The 26,966-nt window shown below is 32.4% G+C and carries 25 protein-coding genes; 8 read left to right on the plus strand and 17 right to left on the minus strand.

All coding sequences use genetic code 11. The annotated features are described in order from the left end of the window. The first annotated feature begins 84 nt into the window (after positions 1–84). Positions 85–543 carry a hypothetical protein gene (locus DZ60_RS0116275; RefSeq protein WP_025743098.1) on the plus strand — a complete coding sequence of 153 codons (459 nt, stop codon included), beginning with the start codon at positions 85–87 and terminating at the stop codon, positions 541–543. 164 nt (positions 544–707) lie between these two features. Beyond that, positions 708–1,250: a hypothetical protein gene (locus DZ60_RS0116280; protein WP_025743099.1), complete on the plus strand. Its 543-nt coding sequence runs from the start codon at positions 708–710 to the stop codon at positions 1,248–1,250. A gap of 126 nt (positions 1,251–1,376) precedes the next feature. On the opposite strand, the gene DZ60_RS0116285 is transcribed toward DZ60_RS0116280, so the two are convergent. Both DZ60_RS0116285 and nhaC read right to left on the minus strand, forming a co-directional pair. Next, a complete protein-coding gene (locus DZ60_RS0116285; RefSeq protein WP_025743100.1) occupies positions 1,377–2,006 on the minus strand; it encodes an NAD(P)H-dependent oxidoreductase in 630 nt (209 codons plus the stop codon). Between the two features lie 143 nt (positions 2,007–2,149). Further along, entirely contained in the window at positions 2,150–3,634 is a 1,485-nt protein-coding gene (gene nhaC, locus DZ60_RS0116290) for a Na+/H+ antiporter NhaC (protein WP_025743101.1), read from the minus strand. Between the two features lie 1,095 nt (positions 3,635–4,729). On the opposite strand from nhaC, the gene DZ60_RS0116295 reads away from it, so the two are divergent. Continuing rightward, complete coding sequence (locus DZ60_RS0116295; protein ID WP_025743102.1) at positions 4,730–5,362, plus strand: CPBP family intramembrane glutamic endopeptidase; 633 nt, start codon at positions 4,730–4,732, stop codon at positions 5,360–5,362. 29 nt (positions 5,363–5,391) lie between these two features. Here the strand turns inward: DZ60_RS0116295 and DZ60_RS0116300 are convergent, their stop codons facing one another. The 3 genes from DZ60_RS0116300 to DZ60_RS0116310 are packed head-to-tail and all read right to left on the minus strand — an operon-like array spanning position 5,392 to position 7,256. Next, a complete protein-coding gene (locus tag DZ60_RS0116300) occupies positions 5,392–5,964 on the minus strand; it encodes a non-canonical purine NTP diphosphatase (protein ID WP_025743103.1) in 573 nt (190 codons plus the stop codon). 19 nt (positions 5,965–5,983) lie between these two features. Continuing rightward, positions 5,984–6,508: a KdsC family phosphatase gene (locus DZ60_RS0116305; RefSeq protein WP_025743104.1), complete on the minus strand. Its 525-nt coding sequence runs from the start codon at positions 6,506–6,508 to the stop codon at positions 5,984–5,986. Next, positions 6,492–7,256: a Rossmann-like and DUF2520 domain-containing protein gene (locus DZ60_RS0116310; protein WP_025743105.1), complete on the minus strand. Its 765-nt coding sequence runs from the start codon at positions 7,254–7,256 to the stop codon at positions 6,492–6,494. Before DZ60_RS0116310 ends, DZ60_RS0116305 begins: the two co-directional genes overlap by 17 nt. Positions 7,257–7,597: 341 nt before the next feature. Here DZ60_RS0116310 and DZ60_RS0116315 point away from each other — a divergent pair, with 341 nt between their 5' ends. The 4 genes from DZ60_RS0116315 (at position 7,598) to DZ60_RS0116330 (ending at position 12,408) form a co-directional block, all read left to right on the plus strand. Next, entirely contained in the window at positions 7,598–10,084 is a 2,487-nt protein-coding gene (locus tag DZ60_RS0116315; RefSeq protein WP_025743106.1) for an ATP-dependent Clp protease ATP-binding subunit, read from the plus strand. Positions 10,085–10,145: 61 nt separating this feature from the next. Next, a complete protein-coding gene (locus DZ60_RS0116320) occupies positions 10,146–10,595 on the plus strand; it encodes a hypothetical protein (RefSeq protein ID WP_025743107.1) in 450 nt (149 codons plus the stop codon). 12 nt (positions 10,596–10,607) lie between these two features. Continuing rightward, on the plus strand, positions 10,608–11,960 hold the full coding sequence (locus DZ60_RS0116325; protein WP_025743108.1) for a DUF5458 family protein: 1,353 nt from the start codon (positions 10,608–10,610) through the stop codon (positions 11,958–11,960). A 121-nt stretch (positions 11,961–12,081) separates the two neighbouring features. Beyond that, positions 12,082–12,408 carry a hypothetical protein gene (locus DZ60_RS0116330; RefSeq protein ID WP_025743109.1) on the plus strand — a complete coding sequence of 109 codons (327 nt, stop codon included), beginning with the start codon at positions 12,082–12,084 and terminating at the stop codon, positions 12,406–12,408. Between the two features lie 51 nt (positions 12,409–12,459). Here DZ60_RS0116330 and DZ60_RS0116335 read toward each other — a convergent pair whose 3' ends face one another. The 3 genes from DZ60_RS0116335 to lpxD form a co-directional block, all read right to left on the minus strand. Continuing rightward, positions 12,460–12,951: a hypothetical protein gene (locus DZ60_RS0116335; RefSeq protein ID WP_025743110.1), complete on the minus strand. Its 492-nt coding sequence runs from the start codon at positions 12,949–12,951 to the stop codon at positions 12,460–12,462. Between the two features lie 425 nt (positions 12,952–13,376). Beyond that, the gene (locus DZ60_RS0116345) at positions 13,377–14,204 is read right to left on the minus strand and encodes a hypothetical protein (protein ID WP_025743111.1); all 828 of its coding nucleotides are present in this window, start codon (positions 14,202–14,204) and stop codon (positions 13,377–13,379) included. A gap of 416 nt (positions 14,205–14,620) precedes the next feature. After that, entirely contained in the window at positions 14,621–15,616 is a 996-nt protein-coding gene (lpxD, locus tag DZ60_RS0116350) for a UDP-3-O-(3-hydroxymyristoyl)glucosamine N-acyltransferase (protein WP_025743112.1), read from the minus strand. 1,142 nt (positions 15,617–16,758) lie between these two features. On the opposite strand from lpxD, the gene DZ60_RS0116360 reads away from it, so the two are divergent. Then, on the plus strand, positions 16,759–17,172 hold the full coding sequence (locus tag DZ60_RS0116360) for a hypothetical protein (RefSeq protein WP_241448752.1): 414 nt from the start codon (positions 16,759–16,761) through the stop codon (positions 17,170–17,172). 241 nt (positions 17,173–17,413) lie between these two features. On the opposite strand, the gene DZ60_RS0116365 is transcribed toward DZ60_RS0116360, so the two are convergent. The 9 genes from DZ60_RS0116365 to DZ60_RS24380 all read right to left on the minus strand — a co-directional run bounded on the left by DZ60_RS0116365 (position 17,414) and on the right by DZ60_RS24380 (position 26,864). Next, positions 17,414–18,610: a S41 family peptidase gene (locus DZ60_RS0116365; RefSeq protein WP_025743114.1), complete on the minus strand. Its 1,197-nt coding sequence runs from the start codon at positions 18,608–18,610 to the stop codon at positions 17,414–17,416. A 573-nt stretch (positions 18,611–19,183) separates the two neighbouring features. Then, positions 19,184–20,164 carry an alpha/beta fold hydrolase gene (locus tag DZ60_RS0116375; RefSeq protein WP_025743115.1) on the minus strand — a complete coding sequence of 327 codons (981 nt, stop codon included), beginning with the start codon at positions 20,162–20,164 and terminating at the stop codon, positions 19,184–19,186. An 89-nt stretch (positions 20,165–20,253) separates the two neighbouring features. Further along, positions 20,254–20,817 (minus strand): TetR/AcrR family transcriptional regulator, encoded by a 564-nt coding sequence (locus DZ60_RS0116380; protein WP_025743116.1) that lies wholly within the window; start codon positions 20,815–20,817, stop codon positions 20,254–20,256. A 199-nt stretch (positions 20,818–21,016) separates the two neighbouring features. Beyond that, a complete protein-coding gene (locus tag DZ60_RS0116385) occupies positions 21,017–21,853 on the minus strand; it encodes an NmrA family NAD(P)-binding protein (RefSeq protein WP_025743117.1) in 837 nt (278 codons plus the stop codon). Then, on the minus strand, positions 21,850–22,254 hold the full coding sequence (locus tag DZ60_RS0116390) for a hypothetical protein (protein WP_025743118.1): 405 nt from the start codon (positions 22,252–22,254) through the stop codon (positions 21,850–21,852). Before DZ60_RS0116390 ends, DZ60_RS0116385 begins: the two co-directional genes overlap by 4 nt. Before the next feature lie 91 nt (positions 22,255–22,345). After that, complete coding sequence (locus DZ60_RS0116395; protein ID WP_025743119.1) at positions 22,346–23,197, minus strand: helix-turn-helix domain-containing protein; 852 nt, start codon at positions 23,195–23,197, stop codon at positions 22,346–22,348. 287 nt (positions 23,198–23,484) lie between these two features. Next, positions 23,485–24,315 carry an ABC transporter ATP-binding protein gene (locus tag DZ60_RS0116400; RefSeq protein ID WP_241448753.1) on the minus strand — a complete coding sequence of 277 codons (831 nt, stop codon included), beginning with the start codon at positions 24,313–24,315 and terminating at the stop codon, positions 23,485–23,487. A 395-nt stretch (positions 24,316–24,710) separates the two neighbouring features. Continuing rightward, positions 24,711–25,640 (minus strand): hypothetical protein, encoded by a 930-nt coding sequence (locus tag DZ60_RS0116405; protein ID WP_025743121.1) that lies wholly within the window; start codon positions 25,638–25,640, stop codon positions 24,711–24,713. 270 nt (positions 25,641–25,910) lie between these two features. Then, entirely contained in the window at positions 25,911–26,864 is a 954-nt protein-coding gene (locus DZ60_RS24380) for a TolB-like translocation protein (RefSeq protein ID WP_025743122.1), read from the minus strand. Positions 26,865–26,966 lie beyond the last annotated feature (102 nt).

Consider the following 26,966-nt stretch of genomic DNA (forward strand, 5'->3'; position numbering starts at 1 on the left):
GAGGTGCTAAAACGCCAATAAGTTGGGTATAGTATATTGAGTTTATGGGGAGCTATATATTATTGTTATGTATAATTGAGTTAAATGTGTAAATCTAACCCATATCGTAAACCAGAAGAAGCTTGGAAAAATACCAAAATTGGAATTGAATTAAAATATCCAATTTTTCATCACGATCCAAGAATTCCTGATGATCCTATAATTAAACTATCAATTGAGGAAGTAATGGGAGATATTGATTTTTATGGATGGGAAGGTAGTAAGGAGGACAGAATTGTGGATAGTACGGGAAAAGTTTTCGTTGCAAAATTTGAAAAAACAAAAGGACATATATTATTTATAATACCCTCTGAAATTCATTCTGGTATCTTTCCTGGAGAAGTAGAAAGGATTATGGAAATTGAAGAAATAAAAAAGATTATGATTTCTGGAATTGAAAGAAGTCGTGATGTGATTAAAGAAAATATTAATGAATTGAAGACCAAAATAAACTTAATGGATTCAATTGAAAATATTTTGAATACTTGTGGAAAGTATTTTTAAAAGAAAAAACACATAACAAAAGTAGCTGTTGCAGAACTCATGATTTTGTCAAACGGGATTGATTCTTGAATTAGAACAAGTTATAAAAACCTTTTTTCATTTGATATAAAGTACTATAGGCAGTTGTAAGATTTGTAATTTTAATATATTTCAAAATAAGATAAATGAAATACCCAATACTAGGATTGTTTTTTGGTTTATTGTTTGGGGTTTTTACGGGATCAATTTTTGATTCTTTCTATACAAAAAGATCTGAGTGGCCTGAGAAACAGAAAATTCAAATATTTATTTTTGGGGCAATAGGAGGAATAACCGGATTAATAATCGGCTCGAAAATTGAAGATGAGGAACTGGAAAGAAAGAAAAAGGAAAAAGAATATTTAATAAGTCTAAAAAAGGGAAATTGTCAAAAGTGTGCCGATATATTTGAATTTTCTACCTTAGAATTTGTTCATAAAGAATATTGTGATTTTTGTATTAAAGAAATTGGAGTCAACTATGTAAGTAAGCTTAAAGAAATCACAAATTTATTTGATGGAATTGATAAGTTAAAAAGAAAATCTGCTATTGTAAAAAGACTAGACAAAATAGAGTCTATTGCCAAAGAGATGGCTGTTTATGACGACATTAATTTAGATTTTATTACAAAAAAAAGCTATGAGATTTTAGAAATCAGGTCTTCTTATAAAAATGAACTGATTAAATAAAATATACGTAATAGCATATACTATGCATATCCCCTTCTCAAAGCTTGGATTGATTTAGGTATCAGAATTCTATCTCATTTCTCCTCTACAACTATACAATCTACAAGGCGAATACAATCAGATCATTTAGATATTAATGACGGTATCATTAATAGAGCGTCTTACTTTTTTAAATTCTGAAAACATATCATCTTCTGCGCGGTATCCGACAGGTAATACAAGTACAGAAGACAGTTTTAAATCAGCGAGATTAAGAATCTCGTCATACTTCTCGGGAATAAAACCTTCCATTGGGCAGGCGTCTATTTGCTCTAGGGCACATACCGTAAGTAAATTTCCCATCGCAAGATAAGCTTGCTTTGTCGCCCAATTCAATATTTCTTCTTGCGGTTTATCAGCAAATGATTTTACCAACTGTTCCTTAAAGGGGTTTAAAACTTTGTCAGGTGTATTTCTGATTGTTTTAACTGTATCAAAATAGTTGTTTATATATTCTTGTCCGATTACATTTTCTATACAAAAAACAAGAACATGAGATGCATCGGCCACTTGTTGCTGATTCCAAGAATGCTGCGTCAGTTCTTTCTGTATTTTTTTGTCTTTTATGATCACCAATTTGAGAGGTTGCAAACCATATGAGGTAGCGGTAAGATTAAAAGCCTCTACAAGAACATCTATTTTTTCTTGCGGTAAATTCTTTGTACTATCAAATTTTTTGGTGGCATATCGCCAACGTAGACTTTCTATAATATTCATCAATTTTTTTTAAAGTATGGCAAATATAGTATCCTCTATAAAACTATCTATGTGTAAAACGATAAGAAAAAATTATACTACAATTTGTTTCTGCCATATCGTTATATTTTTCTTTTAGAACAGGTATAACTCAACTTTTGAGTTTAGTCCTTTGCTAGTTCTTTAATTTTTATTCTGAAAGCGGCAAACAATAGGGTCATAAACGGACTTAACCAATTAAATATGGCAAAAAAGAAATAATCAACAACAGGAACCCCTAGGACACTACTTTGATATGCACCACAGGTATTCCATGGGACTAAGACCGAAGTTACGGTACCAGAATCCTCTAGTGTTCTACTTAGGTTTTCGGGAGCCAGTCCTTTATCTTTAAATGCTTTGGCATACATTCTACCTGGGATTACAATAGCCAAATACTGATCTGAAGCTGTTACGTTAAGTGCGAGACAACTTACTACGGTACTGGCAAAAAGACCAAATATAGAATCGAATAAGTCAAGTAATGCTTTGCTAATTCTTGATAACGCCCCTATAGCATCCATAACTCCGCCAAAGACCATAGCACAAACAATAAGCCAAATGGTTCCTAACATGCCTGCCATCCCGCCAGCAGAAAACAAATCATTAAGCTCTGCATTAGAAGTTTCTACAGCTGTATCTACAGTGATTGCTTTCATGATACCGATATACGCAGAATTAAAATTGAGCTCAGTTGCTTCTGCAATTTGCATAACAATATGAGGTTGTGCAATAACAGCAGCAATACCACCCAAAAGTGTTCCTGAGAGTAAAGCTATAAAAGGAGGTGTCTTTTTGATAATAAGAAAAATCACTATTAGCGGTACTAAGAATAACCATGGCGAAATAGTAAAAGCCTGATCAATAGCTTTTAATTGTGTCCCTATTTCGGGTGTTCCTGTGGTATCTAACGTGAATCCGATGATGATAAAAATTACCAAAGTGATTACTACCGTTGGGACGGTGGTATAGGTCATATATTTTATATGCGAAAACAATTCGCCTCCTGCCATGGCGGGAGCCAAATTGGTAGTATCGGATAGGGGAGACATTTTATCACCAAAATAAGCCCCAGAAATTACTGCACCTGCTGTCATACCTAAAGAAATACCCAAAGTATCACCAATGCCAATCAGGGCAATACCAACGGTTGCCGAGGTGGTCCATGAACTACCTGTGGCTATTGAGATGATTGCGCATATAATAACGCAAGCCGGTAAAAAAATAGTTGGGTTTAGGATTTGCAATCCATAATAAATCATAGTGGGAATAATCCCGCTAATAAGCCATGTTCCTGCCAGAGAACCTACCATCAATAATATCAGTAATGCGCCAGTTGTAGATTTTAAATTTTTTGCCACTTCTTCCATCATTTGTTTATAGGATACCTTATTAAAATAACCTACGATACCTGCAACAGCAGCACCTAGCAAGAGTATAAATTGATTGCTTCCGCTTAATGCGTCATCCCCAAATGCATAGTATACATTATAAAATAACATACCTACCAAAATGAATACAGGGAGCAATGCTTCCCAGATAGCAAGTTCTTTGTTGTGTATTTGATTTTTGTTTTTTGGGTCCGTTGGAGTGATGTTTTGACTTTCCATAAAGTTGAGTGCGAAATTTTGTTGCCGTAATGTTACGATTTTAATAAAAGTTATGCAATCTATCTGCAGAGTTTAACCAGTGTAATGCATATTGTAATTTAATTTTCCTCAACATTTATACTTTTAAAAAAAGTATAAAGTAATACATAGTCATAGTTACAGCGGTTTTTTGATGTATGGGGTTAAATAAAATAATGCATTTGTATAGGGTGCATCTAGATCAAAAATAGTAGAAGCTGTATCGTGAATTCATAAAAGATAAAGTATGCTAAGAAAATTAGGTCGTTCTTCCTCAGAATATCAGGTTTTTGAATGTTTGAGGATTCAAAAAAAAAATAGTTGAATAGAGCAGTTTTAGTGTTTAATAATGTTTTTCGTCGATTTTTATTGCTTTTTATCGATTAAACATGTTTTGTTTATCGGTGTTTTTGAGGTGATTTAAGTAATGCGATGTATTTTTGAAGTGTTGAAATAATAAAAGTAAGAGAAAATATTGTTTTGATTGATTGTTTAATTGTTTGTTTTGATTATTTCTTTTTTTGCCCCAGCAAAAAATATTGACCCTTATTATTAGGATTACTAGTTGTTATAAGCCTCATCCCTTGAGGCTTTTTTTTGTTGTATTATTTCGTTTTGATAGATATCTGTAATGCTTTGTTTGTATTAGAACACCTACTATTTTTTACAACTATTGAAGAGATGATTACGTCCTTTATATTTGATATATGTAAAAGAGTAATACCAAAATCCTAAAAGTAGGCTCTTTATTATTTCATTTTAGACATTATAACAGCATGTTACTGTAGTCGGGAAGATGTTTTTGGATATCTAAATAGTCAGATTGTGTATTTCGTCGATCAAAGTGTTTTTTATCGATAATTACTCTTTTTTTGAACCTCACTCTAAACAAACTTGAGTCTGAGTAGGTACTTTTGCAGCCTTGCATTGAAAAATACCTTCGGGTAATATAGAATATTTTGATTGCTTCTATTGAACTAGATTTTTTTGTCCCCAAAATAAGCCTCAAATCCCAGAGGCTTTTTTTGTTAAATACTTCGATGTTTCGTTTTTTATGTTGACATTTATTAAAAAAACATGGAAACGAATATATACAAGGGGATAGAACTATTATTATTTTTTGTGTTACTTCCTGTAAGTTTTTTGTTTGATTGGCATCCCGCTTTTAAAATAGCTCCTACGCTATTGGGTTTTATTTATATTTTATTTCTTTTGAAGAAAAAAGGCCTCTTAAAATTTACATTTCCTGATAAGAATCGTTGGTCTCCTTTCTGGAAAGAGGTACTTATTAAGTTAGCAATCATCAGTATAATTACGGGCGGTTATGTGTTTTTTGTTGCTCCAGAAAATTTATTTTCAATTGTCATCAAGAGACCAGGACTTTGGGTAATAATTTTATTTGTGTATACTTTTTTATCTGTTTGGCCACAAGAATTAATTTATAGAACCTTTTTTTATGAGCGTTATGAGAGCCTAATTTATAACAAGTGGCTTTTTATATTTATTAATGCAATTCTATTTTCATTAGCCCATCTTTTTCTTAGAAGTTTTCTTGTACAAGTCCTTACATTCGTAGGAGGATTGCTATTTGCTTATACGTTCAAAAAAACACGGTCTACTACTTTGGTTTCTATTGAGCATGCTCTCTATGGTAATTGGCTTTTTACGGTAGGGATGGGAGAGATGCTGGCTTTTCCTGGTGCAGAGTAGAAACATACTAATATCCAGTTCTGATGGTACTAAGCTTCTAAATGTTCAATCAATAAACGAACTGCTTTTCCGCGATGGCCAATTTTGTTTTTCTCTTCCAGTGGTAGCTCTGCAAAGGTTTTTGATTGCCCTTTTGGAAGAAAAATAGGGTCGTATCCAAAACCTTTTTCACCCTTTTTCTCTTTGGTAATACTGCCCAAACAGATACCCGTAAATGTTGTTAGTTTATTGTCTTTGTACAGAGCAATTACCGTTTTGAATTGTGCATTTCGATTTTTCTTGTCTTTTAATTCTGACAATAACTTACTCATATTCGCATTAGTATCTTTTTCTTCACCTGCATATCTTGCAGAGTATACACCGGGATCACCATTGAGCGCATCGACTTCTAGACCAGTATCATCAGCAAAACAGTCATATCCATAGTTTTCTTTTATATATGTTGCCTTTTGAGTCGCATTTCCTTCTATGGTTGCCGAGGTCTCTGGGATATCCTCTGTACAGCCTATAGATGCCAATCCTATAATTTGAATGCCTTGAGGAACAAGTGCCTGCACTTCTTTTAATTTGTTAGCATTATTGGTTGCAAATACTATTTTCATTACTATATTTTTATTCTATTTATGCTTTTGCATCAAAATTAGCAACCCATTTACCTTGCACCTTTAATACTTGTTCTATGACATCTCTTACACATCCTTTTCCACCCTTTTTGAAAGAAACATACTTAGAGTTTTCTTTTACTTCGGGAACAGCATCTTGGGGACAAGTAGGAAGCCCAACTCTATTCATTACCGGGATATCAGGTATGTCATCTCCCATATACAGTACATTTTCGAGTTTAATAGTATGATTATTTAGGTATTCATCTAATTGTTCTACTTTTTGATGTGCACCTAGGTAAATGTTTTTAATTTCTAGACCTTCTAGTCGTTTGCGAACACCTTCGTTTTTACCTCCCGATATGATGCATACATTGTATCCTTGTCTTACGGCAGTCTTTAGTGCATATCCATCTTTTATATTCATGGTTCTTAGCATTTCTCCGTCTGTATTAATCATTACGGTTCCGTCAGTGAGCACGCCATCTACATCAAAAATAAAGGTAGTGATATGATGTAAGTATTCTTTATAACTTTTTTCCATGTTTATCTTGTATTGCTGTCGTTAACAGTTGATATATATTTTTTTGAGATTTTTCTTTTAGAATGTTTAAATGTCTTTCGATTGTTTTTGTATCATTACGAACTGCGGGCCCCGTTTGGATACTGTCAGGATCTGTAAGTGATACTTTCTGAGCGGTTTCAAGAATGAGAGGATGTAGAATCTCAAAAGGAACCTGGTGTTCTTTACAAATATCATTTCCGATAGCAAACATATGATTTACAAAATTATTCACAAAAACAGCAGCAACATGCAAAATACCTCGTTGTGCAGATGAAATTTCGAATATTTTTTTAGAAAGCGACGATGCTAGGGTTTTGAGTGTTTGCAGATCATTGCTGTTTTCTGCTTCTAGACAAAACGGAACAGTGCTAAAATCTACATATGTATCTTTTGTAAATGTTTGTAAGGGATACAATACACCAGTTCTATTATTCGTCCCCAAAACATCGATAGGAACACTTCCTGATGTATGAACCACAAATTTATTTCGAAATGGTAAGAGATTCGCAATTTCTTTGATAGCATCATCATGTATTGCAAGAATATATACATCTGCTTCTTTGAGATCACTAAGATCTGTTATAATTAGATCTTCTTTTTGGTCAGGATGCAGTTTTATATTTTTTCGATTATAGCACTGTATTATTTCTACAGTCTTTTCTTTGTAAAAAGCGCTATAAAAGTGTGTCGCTACATTACCAGCACCAAGAAGTACAACTCTAATCATTTTGCAAAAGTAATGAAGTTACTTAAAAAAGTGGCATATCTCAATTATTGAATACTGAAATTTGTAAAATACAATACTGTTAATCAAGTATCATTTTCTAAGAAGGTAATGCATGGTCAAAAAAACTATTTTTAAGAACCTTTAAAACCTTTGCCTTAAAATTTTAAAAAGAAATCATCGTTTTACTATATTTGAGAAATAAATCCCCAAGAGTACTATAGATTTAGAATACTTACTCACAGCTTGTTTCTTCTATTTGCATTTTTTTGTAAAGAAATGTTAGAACGTTGAAACAGTTATGTATTTATTCCTTTATAAAGTTTTATGACTAAAAAAAATACATGCAAACATTAGATTATACTTGGACCAAAGAAGTAGGTAATACAATTTATGTCGCACAATCAATAGCCAAAGAATATCATAACAATGAATATAATGCGGCACATTTATTAAAGGCCTTATTACACAAAGATGCAGGGCTTAGAGATTTTTTTAATCAAATAGATGGTGATATATATTATTATGAAGAGTGGTGCGAAGTGCGTATTGAAGCATTACCGAGAGCAACAAATATACCTGATAAGATAGAAGGTGATAAATCAATAGATGCTATTTTTAATGAAGCTGATAGCATTAAGCTAAAATTAGGCGAAAATGATATTACGCCTATGGCATTGTTAGTTTCTATCTGTACCCCGGGCGTTGGGTTTTCTTATGAACAGCTCAAAACCTTAACGCTGAAAGCCGATGAGGTACTTATTGCAGCAAAAAAAGGCACTTCTGGCGAAGCTAATACTGGTGCTGGAAGTGGTAAAAAGAAAACGACTGCTGGAGCAAACAAAAATGTGGACTTCGGTATTCTTGAAGAATATTGTATCGATAAAACCCTCGAAGCAAAAAATAATACGTTAAGTGATATTTTTGGACGAGATGCAGAGATAAAAATGATTACCGAAATATTGGGACGACATTCTAAACCCAATGTTTTGATTACCGGAGAGCCAGGAGTTGGTAAAACAGTGTTGCTTGATGGTTTTGTAGAAGCTGTTGTTAATGGTACCGTACCAGACACGCTAAAAAATGCACAAATTTATGAACTGGATTTTATAAATCTAGTCTCCGGAGCCAGTTATAAAAGTGAGGTCGAGGATCGGTTTAAAAAAGTTATTACTGCAATAAAAGAGTTCGAAAAACCAATCTTGCTTATTGATGAGGTGAATAATTTGGCTGATAAAGATAGCGGTAATCAGGGATTAGTGAATATTCTAAAATCAGAACTGGCCAAAGGAGAAGTTACTTTTATAACAACGGTTACAAATGATGCGTATAGAAAACATATAGAAACAGACGAAGGACTATCTCGTCGATTCGAAATAGTAGCTCTAGAGGAGCCTTCAGAAAAAGATGCACTAACAATGATTGCCAATACAATTGGTAAATATAAAGAGCATCATCATCTAGATATACTTAATGATACAATTGCCGAAGCTATACGACTTTCAAAAAGATTTAATAAAGATCGTAGTTTGCCTGATGCAGCTATTGATTTGATTGATAGGACGATGTCTGCATCGAGATATATGATAGAAACTACAGCGGCGAGGATCGAAAAAGTAACAGAGAGTCTTAGCAATATAGAAAGCGCAGACAAAACAGAATCTGACAAGCTTGCCGATATTAGCTGGCAATGGGATAATCTCAAAAATACATTTAGCTATCTTTTGTTTACCGAGTTAAATGAAAACGACGCACATTCTAGTTCGGATTCGTTAGAGAAAAGTATTGAGAAGATCAAAAATGTTTTGGATCGATTTTTAGATAAGTCAAAAAAACAGAAAGATACGGTTGATACCGATGATATCTCAGCAACAATCGCCAACAAAACGGGAATTCCTGTTGGGCAATTACAGGCAGACGAAAAAGAACGCCTACTGACTATGGAGGATCATCTCAAAAAACGTGTAATAGGTCAAGATCATGCGGTTAAAACAATTACTGAAGCGGTATTAGAATCCAGATCTGGGTTAAGTAAACCAGGACTACCAATAGGTTCTTTCTTTTTTACAGGGCCTACAGGAACAGGTAAGACCGAATTGGCTAAGTCATTGGCAGAATTTTTATTTCAGACCGAAGATGCTATTATCAGGTTTGATATGTCAGAGTTTAAAGAAGAACATTCTGCAGCTTTGTTATATGGTGCACCCCCGGGATACGTTGGATATGAAGAAGGAGGACTTTTGGTTAATAAAATAAGACAGAAACCATACTCAATTGTTTTATTTGACGAAATAGAAAAAGCGCATCCGTCTGTATTTGATATTTTTCTTCAGATTTTGGATGAAGGAAAACTTAATGACAGACTAGGAAAAACAGGTGATTTTTCTAATGCAGTTATCCTATTTACATCAAACATAGGGAGTGAACATGTAGTAAAAACATTTACAGGAGGAGAAATTCCGAAATCTTCGGATCTTTTAGAATTGATGTCTCCCCATTTTAGACCCGAATTTTTGGGAAGATTGACAGAGATCGTACCATTTTCACCGATAACAAAAGAAAATGTAGTAAAGATTTTTGAGATCCAAATAAAAGACTTGCACAAAGCGTTAGCAAAGCAGGAAATTACATTAGAGTTAACTGACGAAGCCAAAGAATTCTTGGCATATAAAGGATTTACACCAAAATATGGGGCTCGACCACTTAGAAGTGTAATCCGTACTGATTTGAGATCCCCGTTATCAAGAATGTTGATCACAGGGAAGATTGACAAGGGAAATACAGTAAAATTAGACGTAAAAGATGAAAAATTAATATGGAATCATAGTTAAATTTATGATCTGTAATAAATTTTAGTATATTTAGGAATTAGCAACTATTAAAGACTTAGTTATGGATAGCAAATATGGAATTGGAGGAACGGAGGTCCAAACCGATGCAAGTGAAGCAATATTAGAGATATCTCAGAATAAAACATTATTTATTCAGAAATTAACCCAGGATCAACCTATAAAACCAGAAATTGTATCAGGATTGACTTCTGTAGAACATGTATTTGAACATTACAAACCCGAAATCGAAGTAGATTTTGAGGATTCAGAAGGAGTAGAGAGCAAGGAAACACTTAAGTTTTCGCATCTAGGCAATTTTGGAAAAAAAGGAATTATAAATCAAAGTAAGTATTTGAACGATTTAGATACTGAGAAGGATCAGTACCTAAAAGTTGTAAAACAACTAAAGTCAAATAAAATTTTGAAAGCGGCATTAGCAGATCCAGATGCAAAAGAAGCATTGCTAAAGTCAATTCAGTCATTAATCGCAGAAATACAGCAACAAGGTTAAAAAAGTATATACATGGCATTTGGAAAAAAGGCAAAACAAGAAATTAAGATAGAAAATCCTGCCAAGGAGCTTAAAATTAATGAAGAAAAATTAGCCAAGTATGGTGGTTTTGACTTGTTAGAGGCATGTATTGACGATGTTCAAAACATGAACCCTGATCGTAAAGCAAGAAAAAAGATATTTCTTAATGAATCTTCTAAAAAACAAGAACGTCAAAAGCTTGAAAAAACGTTAGAGATCTGGAATGAAGTACTTTCTTCTTCTGATGATTTATCAGAAATGGTAGAGGGATCAGAAAAAAAGTCGGAAGAAGCTGCTGCATCCCTTGAAAAGAATTTGGGAGCTGCACTAGAACAAACAAGAGAGATGGAGCAATCATATCGTTCTGTAGCTTTGTTCTTTAAAAATACAGAATCTCAAAAAGTAAAGAATATTAATATTCTGAATGCAGAATTAGAGCAACTAAAAGACTTAGATAATACTCGTTTTATTGATGCTGTGCATGAAGAATTAGTGCAAGGATATGATCGTCTTGATTTAAGAGATAACTATGGCCTTATGGTTGTACCAGGATACTTAGGTTCGAATAAGGTGGTAGAGAAGTGGGCCAAAATGGCATATGAAAATAAAGTAATGATGATTACTGATTTTGAGCACTTAGATGAGCCAGATGATGTAATGGAAATGTTTGAATCTGCAAACCTTACCGGAGGAGATAAATATAGATCTAATGTGGTAATGGCGTGTAACTGGCTTGTAGGAAGAGGTAAACACGACGAAGTAGGTGAAGATGAAGATTTATTTGTACCACCTTCAAGTGCATTAGGAGGAAAAATATATAAAACGCTAATGTCTCAGGTAACTGCAGGAAAGAAGTTTGGAGGAATGAATGAAGTTGATGGGGTGCGATTTGACCTTAAAAAAGGAGAAATTTCTCAGTTAGAAAAATTAGGATTGGTTCCTATGGTAAATGAGTATGGTAAAGTAATGGCATTCTCTGCAAAAACTTTATTTAATGGTGATAATCTTGGATTACAAACCTATTCTGTAGTGCGTGTATTTGATTATGTGACCAAAGTACTTATGGATTTCTTAAACAGAAGAGCTTTTGAGAATTTTAATGCGAAAACCAGAAAAGAATTGATGGGACAAATCGTTAAGTTCTTAGATGATATTACGGGACCAGATAAACTAATTGAAGATTTTTCTATCAAGCGTTTTGAGCAAGATCCACAACAAAAAGATAGAGTACATCTAGATATACACATGAAACCTTATTTCCCAGCCAAAAACTTTATGATCAAAATGGATGGACAAAAAGGAGACGATGGATCAGAATGGAACTCTGATTATGAACAACAATAATACTAGAAGAAGCCCCAATTATGGGTACTACTATTTTTTTTTAGTTCATAGATAATATAAGAAACGGGTAATTCTATTGAGTTGCCCGTTTTTGTTATGTATTATATTTTACAAATTTATTATGGAGAGAGTGGTTTTTGATTCAATAGTCAAAGTTCTAACTTTTGCTTTACTCATATTTATACATCGTAAAGAAGTAAAGCATTTTTTGATATTAGTGTATAATTATGCACCTCTAGTGATGTCTAGATTAATTATGATATGTGGTTTTTTATTCTATTTTTTGTCCTCAGTTGCTTTATTGCAAGATTTATATGTAAAAAGTAATAGTATGCTTCATGCGACAGGAATAGCATTTCTTTTTATTGTTTTTGGGATTATTACCTATCCCTTATCCAGAGTTTTTTATAAAGAGTATAAAGATCCTAAGAATAAGCTCATTGCGTAAAATTACAATGTATAAGTTTGTAATTGTTTTTTAGAATAAAAAACAAACAATCTACATAATATTACGAATCAAAACATCTCCGTTAAGATCAGAATACCAGTTTAATAAATGAAGGTTTATATCAGATAAGAGTTCAGAAGAACTTTCTGCTTCGTAAAGTCCACCATTGGGATCAAAAAAGTGATATTTGCCTTGTTTTTCATCTATCCAGACTCCCATAGAATGTCCTTCGGTTTCTTCACTATTCCATATAGATAGCATTTGATATCCACTTATAGAAGATTTTCCCAGATCCATCATACTTGTGCTTTCTGAAGAGCTCATTAATCCAGAATTTCTAAATGTTCTGTCATCAGTACCTGCAATCATACCTGCACCTTGTGCTATAGCAAACTGAAAACTTGAGCCAACTTGCCATGCTCGTGTTACCCCATTGAGTTGCTGACTTTTTTTTATCCATTCTAAGGTCATTGCCGCACAAACTCCTGCGCCACCATTTTTTAGTGCCTGAATGTTGTTGTTTGTTGAAAATAAAAGATCCATAATGATTCTGTTAATGTGTAATTCTTGTTTTATTCCTTTAATGGGTTGAATTTCTTTTCCGTACCAAGTTTATTTGTTTTCTACCGATGTCATATTTTCACATGTTAGGTCATAACATATTTTCTGGGTACTTTACCAATAGATATTCAAGTATTTTATATGTTATTGTGTAAATAGGAGAGGTGTATTTATTTCCTCTAATTTAATTAAAATCAGATTAGTATCAAAAAATAATAGAATACAATTATGAACGTATTTATGATGTCTCAAAAAAAGAAAAAAGGATGCCAAAAAATTGAACATCCTTTTAAAGAGAAAAAAGTTAAATTATTTGTGACTAACTATTTTACACCTTACTCTTATTTAAATTGGTGAGTTTATATAAGAATATGTATAAATTCTTCTTCATTATTTTTGCTCAAATGTTAATAATTTTCGTATAATTGGTATACTACATGGTGAGATACATTTAATACATTTCCTTGGTTATCAATAACTTCGTAGCTGGTGTATTGTTTCCCCGGTTTTTCTATTATCGTTCCCGGAGCTGGATTTTGTCGTATGGTAAGATAGGTATCACAGTTATCATCTAGGTTTAGTGAATAAATAAGGAAAGATTTAGAGTCACTTACCTCTGCAGGAAAAGATTGTCTAAAAGAATTGATTCCTCTACAGGTTATTCTACCATTTGTATAAATACAGACAGGATCTGTTGTTGGAGGTTCGTTGTCAGAGTCACATTCATCACCTACAAGTACATAGTATTGATATTGTTCCCAAGTGTTCCAGGAATTACTTAAATCGGTAGACCAGTATACTCTATTTTTTCTTCCAGGATACCAAATAGGTAATGCAAGGTACATATCCCTATTGTCGTCAAATACATAAATAAAATTATCATCCTCCCACTCAAAGGTAAATGTAACCGTAGTAACTCCGAGCGAATTTTTTTCTTCAATAATATCTTCGTTTCTAACAAATGAAGGTCCATCAATTTTTACAGGATTCCAGACTTGTTGGCCAACTTCGGGACCGAAGTAATGATTTTTTAGTGTCGTATCACTATCATTTTTATCCATGCTCTTAGCTGTAGGAATTGGATCAGGAAGTGCCGAACTTTCTATAGCTATTTCTTGTGAGTCCGTAAAATTCGCTACTTCATCGAAATTTTTTGAAGCATCAAATTCTTCATTAGAACAGGATTGTGATAGAATTGCAACGGTAATTGCAAATAAAAGTAAGTAATTTTTCATTGTTTAAGTTGTTAGTTAAATGTGCACCGAAAGTACCCTGTTTTCAGTTAAACAAACACCCTGTTTTCAGTGGTTTTTAATAAAATAAGATCAATTTTTGAATTCGTTTTTTTTGAGTTTCCTTGTTGTCCATAAGTTTTCTATCGTCTGGAAAGAATAATTCATAGGAAAGGAATAGTAAATAAGATGGATTTGCCCTTTGATAATATTTGGTTAATATTATCGCGCTGATTTATACCGATACTATAATGGATAATATCGGTTGTCTTTAGTGTATATAGCCTTGATAATAGTAAAGCTAATTTTGCATGCGTACAATGTGGGCTGTTTTGATTTTTATCAATTACCCTCTAATAACCTTGTATCAATAACAAATGAGGTTTACCAAAACTAGTGTATTTTCTATTAAGGAGGGTTTATTGATTTTTCATGAACCGTTTTATTGCAACCCATTGTTTTAACATATTTCTGGCATCCTGTGCAGGGTAACCTAACACAGTTTTTCCTGCTTCTACATCATTCATAACTCCTGAGCCGGCACCCACGGTAGCACCCGAATGTATGGTAGTATGATCTTTAATAGATGCGCTTCCACCAATAATAACACCATCGCCTAAGGTAACAGAACCTGCTAGTCCGCTATGTCCTGCCATAATACAAGAACGTCCCATGATACTGTTATGAGCTATTTGTACAAGGTTGTCAATTTTACAACCATCACCAATAATGGTAGCGCTAAATTTTGCTCTATCAACACACGAATTTGCACCTATTTCTACATAATGTCCAATTATTACATTACCTATTTGTGGTATCTTAATCAGTTGTTTTCCATCGTCACTTGGTCTATATCCAAACCCATCAGCTCCAATACTTACGTTTGTATGAAAAATACAATGACTACCAATAATACAACGTTCGCGTATAATAGTTCCTGACCAAACAATAGTATGATCACCAATACTGGTTTCATCAAATACACAAACATTTGGGTATAAAACTACTTCATTTCCTAACTCTACATCTTTGCCAATGTAACAATTGGCTCCAATCTTACAACCGTTACCAATTTTTGCAGTTTCGTGTATTACTGCTGTTGGGTGTATATCCGTTTCAAAAACGGGTGGTGGCGGATTAAAAAGTTGTAATATTTTTGCCATGGCTAAATCGACATTTTTTACTTTAATAAAAGCTCGATTATCGCCTGCCTCGATTTTAGAATTATCGTTGATAAGAGCAGCACAAGCTTTTGAGTCTGCCCATAATTTTTCATATTTTTTACTCCCAATGAACGTTATTTGATTGCTATTCGCTTTTTGTAACTCCTCAGCTCCTTCAATTTTTTGATCGGTACTACCGATTAATTCACCTTTGATAATATTGTTAATTTCATATATAGAGTATGATATCATTTGTAGTTTTGTTATGGATTTGTTAATTTGTTGGTAAATCTATATTATTTTTAGTATAAATTATGCTTATACACTACTTATTATAGAATTATTTCCAAAAAATCTAAGATTAAGACCGAAATCATAACAGAAACTACCTATTTATTCAAAATAGACACTCATGCACCCATACATAAGATGTATGATGAATATCGTTGTAAAAAGTTAGAGTGTTTGTCAAAATCAACGGTACTTTACTATACCAAAAAAGCGTTTTGAGCGCAAAAGTTAACGGCTATATATCTAGTTAAATTTTCTATTGATTTTATTATACAACTTCATTTTGGGTATTTCAACAACTTGTAACAATTACAGACATGTATTTTTTTCAGAGCAATACAAATACATTTTAATAAATAATATTTGCAGTATTTCGAAAAAAGAAAAAGGATGTTCAAGTTTTTTGACATCCTTTTTTTAGAGTAACAATTTCATTATTTCTGACTGACTATTTCATACCATTTTCTTGTTCTAATTGGGGAGTTTTAACATGATATTGGTATAAGCATTTTTTGTAGGTAGTTTTGTTCGTTAAAACTGACAGCGAAATTATCTTATTTCTTTTTTACCTATCACCCTGTTTTCAGTAGTTTTTTAGGATATAGGATTGGTGAATTGCGTCTTTTTTTATGGTTTTTTTAGTGCCTAGGTTGTATAGTTTTCAAAAAGTCAAAAGTGCACTATATTCAAGGCCTTTTTATTCATTATTCTGGTTAAGTCTTACTATGAAATAGGGGTATACTTTTTTAAGTTGCTTATTTTTTTGATAAGCCAAATTATTACTATGATTTCTCAAAGGAGAATACTGTTAGTACACTCATTGACAATCAAAGTCATTATAGTTTGTTCTTAATAAAATCTAATTCTTGTCCGCACTGTGATAGAGAATGTCAAGCTTTCCTGTTTTTATAATTCTAAGAAGATCCATTTCTAATTGATGGTTCAATATCCATTTTCTATCCATGGTATGATAAAGGGTTTTGAACGGTTTAGAATAACTACTCACCGAATTCTCAGATTTTTAGGTATGTATTACGCTTACCTTAGAAATATCGATGTGGCAATGCCCAATAACATTGAATTAATTATAAAAACTTCTAGTCATGAAAAAAATAGTATTTGTTATTGTTTTAATGATGTTCATAGGAATGAACGGACAAGGTATGATGAGTTCTGAATATTGGCAAAAAGATAAAATAATGCATTGTGCAGTTTCTTTCGGAATAAGTTCTGCAACATATACTTATCTATCGATGCATCCAAAGCATAAAGAAAAATCTGAATTAAGTAAGCGCATCATTTCACTTTCTACAGCCACAATTTTGGGGGCACTAAAGGAAGTTTATGATAGTACTTCACCAAACAATTTTTCCTCTTGGGGTGATATTGGTGCTAATGCAGTTGGGGCTATATGTTTTCAAGCTTCAGTTACGATTCCATTAAAACTAAATCCTAAAAATAAAAGAGGTGAAAAAAGGAAAAATACTTCAGAACAAAATGTATTAACAACGCCATAGAATTTTTACAAATTTTACTTCCTTCTTCGGTCAAGATATCAATTGTACTATAAATTTCTTTGATTTTACTGTTTTTGTATTGTTCTAAATAAAAATAGAAGTATTCGGGAGTAGCTACAGCCGCTAAAAAAATGGATACTCAATTATTTTTATCTATTATCGTAACTAAGTTGATGTATATACAAGTATTTTTTAGGGTTTGATTGCCGGGTCTTTTGTTTTCTAATATCCTCCGAAAAAATCAATCCAATTCTTTTTTGATATACTTCAATACATAATCTAATTGACTGTCTCGTCCTTTGATCAAGTCTTGAATAGTTAGTTTGATTTTGATATCGGGTAAAACTCCTGTCCCTTTTTTTACGGTCTTATCTTTGACATATTTCTTTATTTTAACGAATGATAGCATGATTTTTATTTTTGAATTTGGCAGCTCGTAGATTACAGGAAATCCACCTGTGTGCAGATAGTAGCCTCCTCCTGTTTCCTCACCAATAAGAGGAATTCCTTGATTCTTACAGTTTAAAGCAAAAGTTGCGCTTGCAGAAAAAGTTTTCCCTCCGATTAGGATAAAGGTTTTCCCCTTATATCCTTTTTTACTAGGCGCTATAGAGAGTTCATTTTTAGGAGCATAAATAGTCCATTCATTCCCTTGTTTTGAACTATTTTGGAAATAATTCTCAAAAAATGATTTATAAGTGTATTCGTTATTTATTTCTTGGCTATAATTATTTTGTGGCAATGATGAGGTAATAACATGTTGTGATAAAGGTTGAATAAATGTTTCATTTGCAATATATGAAAATGTATTCATGGCATTTTCGGGGTATCCTCCCTCATTTTGCCGGATATCGATGATTAGGTTTTTTGTTTTTTTTTGTTTAAGGTCTCTAAATAATCCCTTAATATTTGTCTGAAATTTCTGTTTGTCTAGACCAAAAGTGTTAATAGTAAGAACAGCTGTATTTAAGGAATCTACGAAATATAAGAAGGGTTCCTTTTTACCTAGCGTATTTTTTATAAACTGACTTTTGTTTTTACTTTTATGGTAGATCGAAAAATAAGAATTTCGCTGAGAGAATCGCTTACCAATACTTTCAAAAGATTGACTTTCTATTTTCTTTGATAATATCTTGTTAGAAGGTGTTCTGTAGGTTATTTGATAACTGGATTTGGGACCAAATTCGTAAAAATGTAAAATGCCAAATTCTCTTTCTATTTGTCTATATTTTTTACTGGTATTATAGCCATCAGAGGGAGCATACTTTAATAGTCGATTCCTTAGCTCTGTAGCCTTAATATTGTTTATAGAAATTAATTCTGAACCTATTGGGATTTCAAAATCATTTGTGTCGGTATAGAACTTCTCATTGATTATTTTTAGTAATACGGGAAAGAGCTTAGGTATTGACTTGAGTTGCGGGCGAATTACAATCAAATGTCCATCTCTAGAATGATCGGTTAATTCTACAAAAGATTTATAGAGGTCATTATTGGTTTGAATAGCTTTTATTTTTTCTTTTTCAAAGTTTGTAAAAAGACTATCTCATTGTGATTGTGAAGTGTACTCATAAAGGCTAGGGTGTCCTTTTGTTAAAACACTTTTTAAAATTTTGAAATCCTCTACTACCTGTTCTTTAGATAATTCATGCTGACTAAAAATTGATAGTGGGAGTAGTAGAATAAATATTAAATTGAGTTTCTTTTTCATTTATTATAAGCCAACTGTCTTGTAGACGAAAAATAGCATATTTGTTTATTAGGGTTTTTATGATAGAATTATTATTTCTTAAAAGTATGAATTTCAATTCATTTTACTGTAGATTACTATTTTGTATATGTGTTATCAAATACATGATTTTTCAATTAAAGCTTTGTAATTCGCAAATTTTCTTGTCTAATATTTATTCGAATGTAATAGAAACTGAATTCATAAATTTATTTATTGAAAACAATAGCGGTTTGAATGTCTATTAAACCGCTATTGCTTTTTTTGAATTATTACAGTTGATTATTTCAGTGTATTTTTCATAAAAGTTCTTATTTTATCAATGATTTCATCTCCATCTTCTTCTAAAGCAAAGTGCCCTGTATTGAAAATATGGTAATCAATAGTATTTACATCTTTTTTAAATGCTTCAGCACCACTTTCTGGGAAGAATGCATCGTTTTTCCCCCAAACAATTAATAACGGGGGTTGATTATCTCTCAAATACTGTTGCCATTTTGGATATAATTTTAAATTATTTTGATAATCATAAAATAAATCAATGTTAATAGCATGAGCATTGGGTCTAGATAGTCTTAAGTAATCCAAATGCCAATTATCTGGATTAACATTTTCGGGATTTCTAGTTCCGTGAGTATACTGCCATTCTAATCCTTCTAATGAGAAGGCGGGTAATAATGCTTTTTCTGTATTTTTATTTCTATTTGCCCAAAGTTCTCTAACATTTTTCCAGGCGTCACCAAGCCCTTCTTCATATGCATTTCCGTTTTGATTAATTATAGCCGTTACTCTTTCAGGGTTGGCAGTAGCTATTCTAAAACCAATGGGTGCCCCGTAATCCTGAATCATTAGCGCATAGGTTTTAATTTCTTTTAATTCTAAAAAAGTGTGTATCGTTGTTGCAATATTATCGAAAGTGTATTCGTAATCTTCGGCTGATGGAAAATCACTATTACCGAAGCCTGGATAATCGGGTGCTATTAAATGAAATTCATCAGAAAGTTGATGTAGTACTTTTCTGTATTGGTGCGAGGAAGATGGGAAACCATGTAAGAGAACAATCGTCGGATTGGTGCTATTTCCGGATTCTCTGTATGCAATATTTATACCGTTGATTTCTAGTTTTTTATATTTTATATTATGGTTCATTTTGTTTTGATTTAGTACTGTTGATGTTTTTTGATTGTTTGACATTTTTGGTTGGCCTTGGCATGAAATTATGATTGCCAATGCAAATAAGTAAGTAAGGTGGATTCTTTTCATTTTATTAATAGTTTTAAAGTGGTTTTGATCGTTTTCATATTAAAATTATTTATTACCGAACATTCGGTAAAATTTATGATTAAATTTTTTTAATCTTTTAGGTATGTATGTTGAATATTCTGTAGTGTATTTTCGAAAATAGAAATATCTCCTAGTCCTTTGGTAACAATTAAACTTCCTTGTATTTCAATCAGTACTTGTAGTGCCATTTGTTCGGCTTGACTGTCATGTAATCCCAGTGAGATTCCCACTTCCTTAAAAGTAGTGATCCATTCTTTCATTCCGTTTTTTATTTGTTCCTCAAATAATTCGATACCGGCTTGCATAGATAATGCACGAAAGATGCACATTTCATTTCCTCTATCATATAATTTGCTAATTTCTGATAATCCATTTTTTAATCTCATTTGAGGAGTTGACTCATTATCTAATAGTAGTTGAAACACATTAGTTTGAACCCATTCACCTAAATGATTTAATACAGCAGTTGCCATTTCTTGTTTTCCGTCAGGAAATCTATGATATAAACTCGCTTTTTTAAGACCTGTCTCTTGGGACAATTCTTTTAGGCTAGCGCCTTCATATCCTTTAGAACGAAATACTTTAGTTAACCCTGTCAGGATTTCTATATCTAATACTTTTTGTGGTCTCATAGTACAAAAGTATAAAAAAATATTTAATTACCAAACGATCGGTAAAATTTAATTTACTTTTTATTTAATTGCTAGTACTATTACATTAGTTTTGTCAAGAACTTGTTGTGTTTTAGACAATACAAAATGGTAATTTGTAATAAAGGGCCCTTTTGAATAAACGGTATTAACAATTAATTACATCTTTAACTAGTAATAGTTATTTGATTTTCACTTGACTCCAAATCCCTGTTTTTGCAGTTTTTTTGGCATACTCTAAAAATGTTGTTGCTTTTCTACCTAACACGTCCTCAATATCAGTGGCAACCTGCTGATTTTTTGGATTCGTCAAAACATGACTAAATAAATATTCAATTAACCAAACGACATCATTGGGTATTTGCATTTTTTTCATGCCTTCTATATATTGTTCTAATGTGATGTCGTAAAAGTTTAAATTTCTGTTACTTGTTTTTGAAATGATATTAATGATTTCCTTAAACGTAATTAATTCTGGACCTGTAACTTCAATGATTTTGCCATTATAAGAATCATTTAGTAAAACAGTAGCTGCAACCTCGGCAATATCATTGGCATCTACAAATGGAATTAGAACATCAGACATTGGCAATGCAACTTCGCCTGATAGAATGGGGTCTAAAAAGAAACTTTCACTCCAGTTCTGGTTAAACCAGGATGCTCGAACAATAGTATAGTCCAGACCCGAATCCATAACAATTTTCTCACACGCTTCAGCTTCAGCTTCACCTTTTCCCGAAAGCAATACCATTTTTTTAACACCTAGTTCTTTGGCCAAATAGGTTAAGCTTTCGATGGACTTTTTTGCACCAGGAACTGCTAAGTCTGGATAATAAGTGACATACATTTGTTCGATCCCGGCTAAGGCATGTATCCATGTGTCTTTTTGATCCCAATCAAAGCTTGGTGATGCGTTTCTTGAGCCAACCCTGGGTTCAATTCCTTTATTTTGTAATTGCTCTACTACTCGGCGTCCAGTTTTACCGGTTCCGCCAATAACTAAAATTTCTGTTTTCATAATGTTTGATTTTTAGACTGTTTTTTGATTATATGATTTCCGCAATACAATACAACAAAGTAATACTCAACAATAATGGTGTAAAATACGGGGTCTCCGAAAAATTGTGAGTAACTACCTCCATTTGGAATTATACATACGGGTACTGTTATTAATGCATCTAAGATTATGGCCATAATTACAAATGTTAGTGCCAACATAGATGGTTTCATGAAGCCATTTGCATAGAACAAATATGTCCCAAAACAAGCACTAGGAATAATAGTCAATGCAATTACAATATTAGATTGTTGTTCAGGGTTTTCTAAAATGGGGATGTAAAACGATAAGAGGTAAAAGCTTAGTCCTAAAGCCCAAACTAAAATGGCACAGAGGATACTGAATAATCTTTTGCTAATCATAACTTTTTGGTTTTAAATTATGTTGCAAATCTATGACCGATGTTAACCAGTGACTTATTCAGAAAGAATTATGATTTATTCGAAAAGAATTTTATACTTGGCTAGGTCTGTATCCAAACTTTTTTTCGAAAGCATTAGAGAAAGAACCTACACTATCATAACCCACAGCCCAGGCAGCTTCCTGTATAGTTTTGCGTTCGTTTTTGATTAAGTGGTGGGCTTTTTTTAGGCGTTCGTTCTGCAAGTATTTAAAAACCGGAACACCAAATTGTGCTTTGAATTCTATCTTGAGTGTATTTGTATTGGTTCCTATTTTGTGAGCTAATTCGGTTAAAGAAGGTGGGTTTTCTAAATCAGATAGTAATATTTCTTGTGCGAGGTTTATTTTTTTTAGCAACGCCGCATTTATTTCAGTTCCTTTTTGAATAGCTAATTGCCCAAAATAATGTGATAGTAAGGCAGTCATATGGCTTTTATAGAACATCATTTTAAGGCTTCCTTCATATTTATTATTAAAGAATTGCTCTACTAAAACGAACATTTCTGGGGTCATATTAAATATGGGGCCTTCAACATAATGGTCTTTAGGATGAACTAGTTGATATAAGAACTGCTCTAAAAATTGACCTTCACCATTAGGTAATTTGTCTAAGTTTCTAATGGTCGTTGTAATCACCATACATTGCAATGGTTTTTGGTCAGAAACGTAGTGCTCAAACTCAACTTTCTCATCAGCATAAAAGGATAGAACCATACCTTTTGTATGATTGAATTCTTTGGTTTTGCCATCGTATTTTACTTTTAGACTAACATCACCAGCACCGTAAAAGGCAATAGAAATGACAGGCTCATCAAAAAAACATGAATCCATCAAAGTTTTATTGGTAGATGCTTCTTCCAATAAAATAATACAATCGTTTATGTCTATCATTTCTCTGTTCATTTACTTACATGTTTTCTTTTTTTAGGTGTACTACTATAGTATCGTCAAATTATGTTTAAATCGTTTGTAGCCATACAAAGTAGAAGATTAAGAAAATCCGTATAGAAACCCCTTTTATATTTGCTAGCATACTATACATACGCCCAATCCCAATGATCAAATTACTGTATACTTATAGATATGACAATTATTCTTTCTAAAGATACAAAACTGGATACTTTTAATGGATTTCTCTTGTGTGCATACCACTAGCACTCTTAGCTAAAGAATAGGAGAGAGGTCTTTTTTTAATTACGAACAATATATCGCCTTGATTTGGAGTCAAAAAGTATAAGGTCTTCAGGAAAAAGAGAAGAAAAGGCAAGACATTGTACTAATTCTTTGGGGCGACCAAATTCGAAACCATCCTGATTCATTACAATCATTTTATCACATAATTGTATCGCAAAATCAATTTCATGTGTAGAAAAGAGAATTGTTTTTTTGGTTTCAAAGGCAAGACGTTTTAAAAGCTTTAGAATATAGGCTTTATGGTATACATCTAGATGTGTGGTGGGTTCATCTAGCATTATAAACGGAGTGTCTTGAGCAATGGCTCTTGCAATTAGTACTTTTTGTAATTGCCCATCACTGAGTTCAAAACATCTTTTACCCACCAAGTCAGTAATATGCGTAACCTCTATTGCGGCCTGTATTTTTTCTATATCCTCTTCAGACATTTTACCTACCCAATTGGTGTAAGGGTGCCTACCCAAAGCAACCAATTCCTGCACAGTGAGATTTTTTGATGCAATTCTCTCTGTCAATACAATACTTAACTGAGCAGCGAGTTCAATTGATTTATAAGAGTGTAAGTCTTTATCTGATAAGAATATATTACCATGTAGCGGAGGTTGCACACGAGACAAGGTTCGTAATAATGTAGATTTACCGATCCCATTGGCTCCAACTAATCCGATGAGTTCTCCCTCATGTAATTTCAAATTGATATCTGCAGCGACTACATTCAGTTTTTTTTTGACATGGTAGCCTATTGACAGATCTTCAGTTTTAAGAACAATATTTAAGTTTTCGAGATCGATATATTTGGGGTTTGGTTTGTACTTGTTGTCTACCAAAGATAAAGAATAGAATTTAAATACAAAGATGTAACACTTATTGATGAAGTACTATGCCCTAAATATATTATTCTGAATAAAAAATATCGCATTTTATGACCTAGGATTTAGGAAATGGCTTTACATAAGATATGTTGTTGTTCACTATTTTTATTTTTTATTATCTGTTTCAGGTATTACAAAAAGCTTCAGGGAAACTTTTAAGTTTATGATTCCTCAAATACCATTTGCCATTCTTGATTAGCAAATTACTCTATTCTGGTATTTCTTTAAGTATTACGTTGATCGAGATATTCTAAATTGGATAAATCTTTTATTAATTATTGACAGTTCGTTTTCTCTTTTTCTTTCAAATTCTCTTCAATTGAAGTATGCAATGTTATTATTTACTCGATCTAATCTTTGCTGAGTAGTTTAATTATTTCAGGACCTTCTTCTTTGCCCCATATTTGTAAAATTCGTGATGAGCGATCAGCATCTATTCCATGTTCTTTGTATAGTTCGAATAACATGGTTTTGTATTTTTCTTTAGCTTCTCCTTTTGCATAAAAACAAACTCTATAGGCGGTACTAATGTATTTGTTTATACTTTCTTCTTTAGCATATTGTAATGCTCTATCGGGGTCATCTTGTTCTGTAGCCATTATTGCATAATATCGTCCATTACTGCCAGAATTTAATAGATCTTCTAAAAGGTTTTCACGTCTATTTGTAAATTCCTTAGGGTTTTCTTTTTCAAGAAGCTTGTAAATTTGCAGTAGGGCCTCACTTTCTTTTTCTTTTTTTAATAATGCAAGAATTTCGTCAATATAAGACAATGCAATTCTCCCAAAACTAGTGGTTTGGTCATTTCTAATTAGAATTACAGAATACGATAAAACTAAATATAGAATCATGTCTTTTTCGGATTCAACAAGTCCTTTCTCTTTTAGAAGATTAAATATTTTTGAAGCGAAATCATCTTGAGAAACATTTGTTAATCTATGAAAAAGCCAAGATGATAACTCAAATAGGTCAGGATATTCCTCCTCCTCATCTTCATCTTTGCTTACGTGTTGAACAATCACCTTTACAATTCTTGTATCTATTTCGGACCAAGGGGCAGTATCATCAATCAGACTTTTAAACTCAATACCATTCTGTTCTTCTTCAGGAAGTTCATCTGTTAACTGTAATATATACCTGAATACTTTGCAGGCTGCATCAAAAAAATAACCTTTTTCATCTTCTTGAGCGTAATCGTATGCATTTATTATAGCCTCTTTATAAACAGGAGATACGTTTGACTTATTAATTTTTTCTTTTGTGATTATTGTTTTGTCCATATAGTATAATTTTTAATAGAATTGTAAGTGTTTTCTACGAATTGGTTGGTGCTTTTTTCGTTTTGCAAGCATGATTGACTACTAAATATACAAAGACCTTTGAATCAAGCCTTAAATCGTCATGATATTATAGATCGTTTTATCCAATGTTTTTTACTACGTTTTATCTATTTCTATGAAACCAAATCAAAAAGATTTGTCAGACTCTATGAAAACACGCTAAAATTTATTTTAACTGTTTGTTTATGAGTTAATTATTTTTGTTTTGAGTTATTGTTTTTTTAAAAGTTCTTTTTTCAATGTAATAAAATCAACCCAATAAATATCATCCTCCCAATGAGAGCTCTCGCTATCGCCATCAATTAAACTACTTCTCGTAAAAAATAAGTATTTACCATCAGGAGAAACACTAGCTGCAGTTTCATATGATTTAGTGTTTATTTTGGGGCCTAAACTATAAGGTTTTGACCAAATTCCGTTATGATTAAAACTGATATATAAATCGGCATTTTCAAAAGCAGATACTGAATTTTTTTCGGCATCATATATTATATAACTTTCATCGGGTGCGATATAAGGGTTACTTATCCATTTTTTAGAATTAATTTCTTCCCCCATTTTTTTGATAGACTCATATTGACCATTTTGATTTATAGCGTAATAAATGTTTGCATCTGCATGAGTCTCGTAGTTCTTAATATATGTGAAATACAAATTACCATTTTCAGATGATGTTACACTAGGTATAAGTTTTCGAGAAAATGGTTTTCCGAAAAGCTTAGCAGAACTCCATTTTTTATCCCTTTTTTCACAATACCATTGATTTACATCTTGAGCTCTAGTTGTATCGTTAAGGTTACGTGTGCTTCCAAAATAGATTTTATCACCACTAGGGTTGATATGAGGCATATAATCCCATTCATAATCTGATGTAAAAGGAGCTATTTCTGGTTTAGACCATTTTAAACCTTTTAATCTCATCATATAAATTTCAAAACTTTTTTTGTTTGTTTTTCTCGTAAAAAATAATTCGTTCATTTCGGAGTTAAAAGTGATTCCGAACTCTTTATTGTTTTTAGTGGAAATAATACCAGGCGCAAAAACTAATGGAGTATCTGTGGGTATTTTATTATCAAGCAAAGAAAGATTCGATTCGATAGTACTTTGGGGAGAAATAAAAAATGCTAGTAAGTAAATTAATATAGATAATTTTGTATTAATCATTGGTATTGGTTTTTCTAAATAAGAAAGGTATCACAGTCGATAAGTGATAGGTTTTAGATTGGTGCTGACCTAAATATAAATATTTTACTTTAATATTCTCTC

The sequence above is a fragment of the Aquimarina pacifica genome, from assembly GCF_000520955.1.
Classification (GTDB): Bacteria; Bacteroidota; Bacteroidia; order Flavobacteriales; family Flavobacteriaceae; genus Aquimarina; species Aquimarina pacifica.

Excerpts from the sequence above, each read along its gene's own strand:
- DZ60_RS0116275 (WP_025743098.1), top strand. The coding sequence starts at position 85 with ATGTGTAAATCTAACCCATATCGTAAACCAGAAGAAGCTTGGAAAAAT.
- DZ60_RS0116280 (WP_025743099.1), top strand. The coding sequence starts at position 708 with ATGAAATACCCAATACTAGGATTGTTTTTTGGTTTATTGTTTGGGGTT.
- DZ60_RS0116285 (WP_025743100.1), bottom strand. The coding sequence starts at position 2,006 with ATGAATATTATAGAAAGTCTACGTTGGCGATATGCCACCAAAAAATTT.
- nhaC (WP_025743101.1), bottom strand. The coding sequence starts at position 3,634 with ATGGAAAGTCAAAACATCACTCCAACGGACCCAAAAAACAAAAATCAA.
- DZ60_RS0116295 (WP_025743102.1), top strand. The coding sequence starts at position 4,730 with ATGGAAACGAATATATACAAGGGGATAGAACTATTATTATTTTTTGTG.
- DZ60_RS0116300 (WP_025743103.1), bottom strand. The coding sequence starts at position 5,964 with ATGAAAATAGTATTTGCAACCAATAATGCTAACAAATTAAAAGAAGTG.
- DZ60_RS0116305 (WP_025743104.1), bottom strand. The coding sequence starts at position 6,508 with ATGGAAAAAAGTTATAAAGAATACTTACATCATATCACTACCTTTATT.
- DZ60_RS0116310 (WP_025743105.1), bottom strand. The coding sequence starts at position 7,256 with ATGATTAGAGTTGTACTTCTTGGTGCTGGTAATGTAGCGACACACTTT.
- DZ60_RS0116315 (WP_025743106.1), top strand. The coding sequence starts at position 7,598 with ATGCAAACATTAGATTATACTTGGACCAAAGAAGTAGGTAATACAATT.
- DZ60_RS0116320 (WP_025743107.1), top strand. The coding sequence starts at position 10,146 with ATGGATAGCAAATATGGAATTGGAGGAACGGAGGTCCAAACCGATGCA.
- DZ60_RS0116325 (WP_025743108.1), top strand. The coding sequence starts at position 10,608 with ATGGCATTTGGAAAAAAGGCAAAACAAGAAATTAAGATAGAAAATCCT.
- DZ60_RS0116330 (WP_025743109.1), top strand. The coding sequence starts at position 12,082 with ATGGAGAGAGTGGTTTTTGATTCAATAGTCAAAGTTCTAACTTTTGCT.
- DZ60_RS0116335 (WP_025743110.1), bottom strand. The coding sequence starts at position 12,951 with ATGGATCTTTTATTTTCAACAAACAACAACATTCAGGCACTAAAAAAT.
- DZ60_RS0116345 (WP_025743111.1), bottom strand. The coding sequence starts at position 14,204 with ATGAAAAATTACTTACTTTTATTTGCAATTACCGTTGCAATTCTATCA.
- lpxD (WP_025743112.1), bottom strand. The coding sequence starts at position 15,616 with ATGATATCATACTCTATATATGAAATTAACAATATTATCAAAGGTGAA.
- DZ60_RS0116360 (WP_241448752.1), top strand. The coding sequence starts at position 16,759 with ATGAAAAAAATAGTATTTGTTATTGTTTTAATGATGTTCATAGGAATG.
- DZ60_RS0116375 (WP_025743115.1), bottom strand. The coding sequence starts at position 20,164 with ATGAAAAGAATCCACCTTACTTACTTATTTGCATTGGCAATCATAATT.
- DZ60_RS0116380 (WP_025743116.1), bottom strand. The coding sequence starts at position 20,817 with ATGAGACCACAAAAAGTATTAGATATAGAAATCCTGACAGGGTTAACT.
- DZ60_RS0116385 (WP_025743117.1), bottom strand. The coding sequence starts at position 21,853 with ATGAAAACAGAAATTTTAGTTATTGGCGGAACCGGTAAAACTGGACGC.
- DZ60_RS0116390 (WP_025743118.1), bottom strand. The coding sequence starts at position 22,254 with ATGATTAGCAAAAGATTATTCAGTATCCTCTGTGCCATTTTAGTTTGG.
- DZ60_RS0116395 (WP_025743119.1), bottom strand. The coding sequence starts at position 23,197 with ATGAACAGAGAAATGATAGACATAAACGATTGTATTATTTTATTGGAA.
- DZ60_RS0116405 (WP_025743121.1), bottom strand. The coding sequence starts at position 25,640 with ATGGACAAAACAATAATCACAAAAGAAAAAATTAATAAGTCAAACGTA.
- DZ60_RS24380 (WP_025743122.1), bottom strand. The coding sequence starts at position 26,864 with ATGATTAATACAAAATTATCTATATTAATTTACTTACTAGCATTTTTT.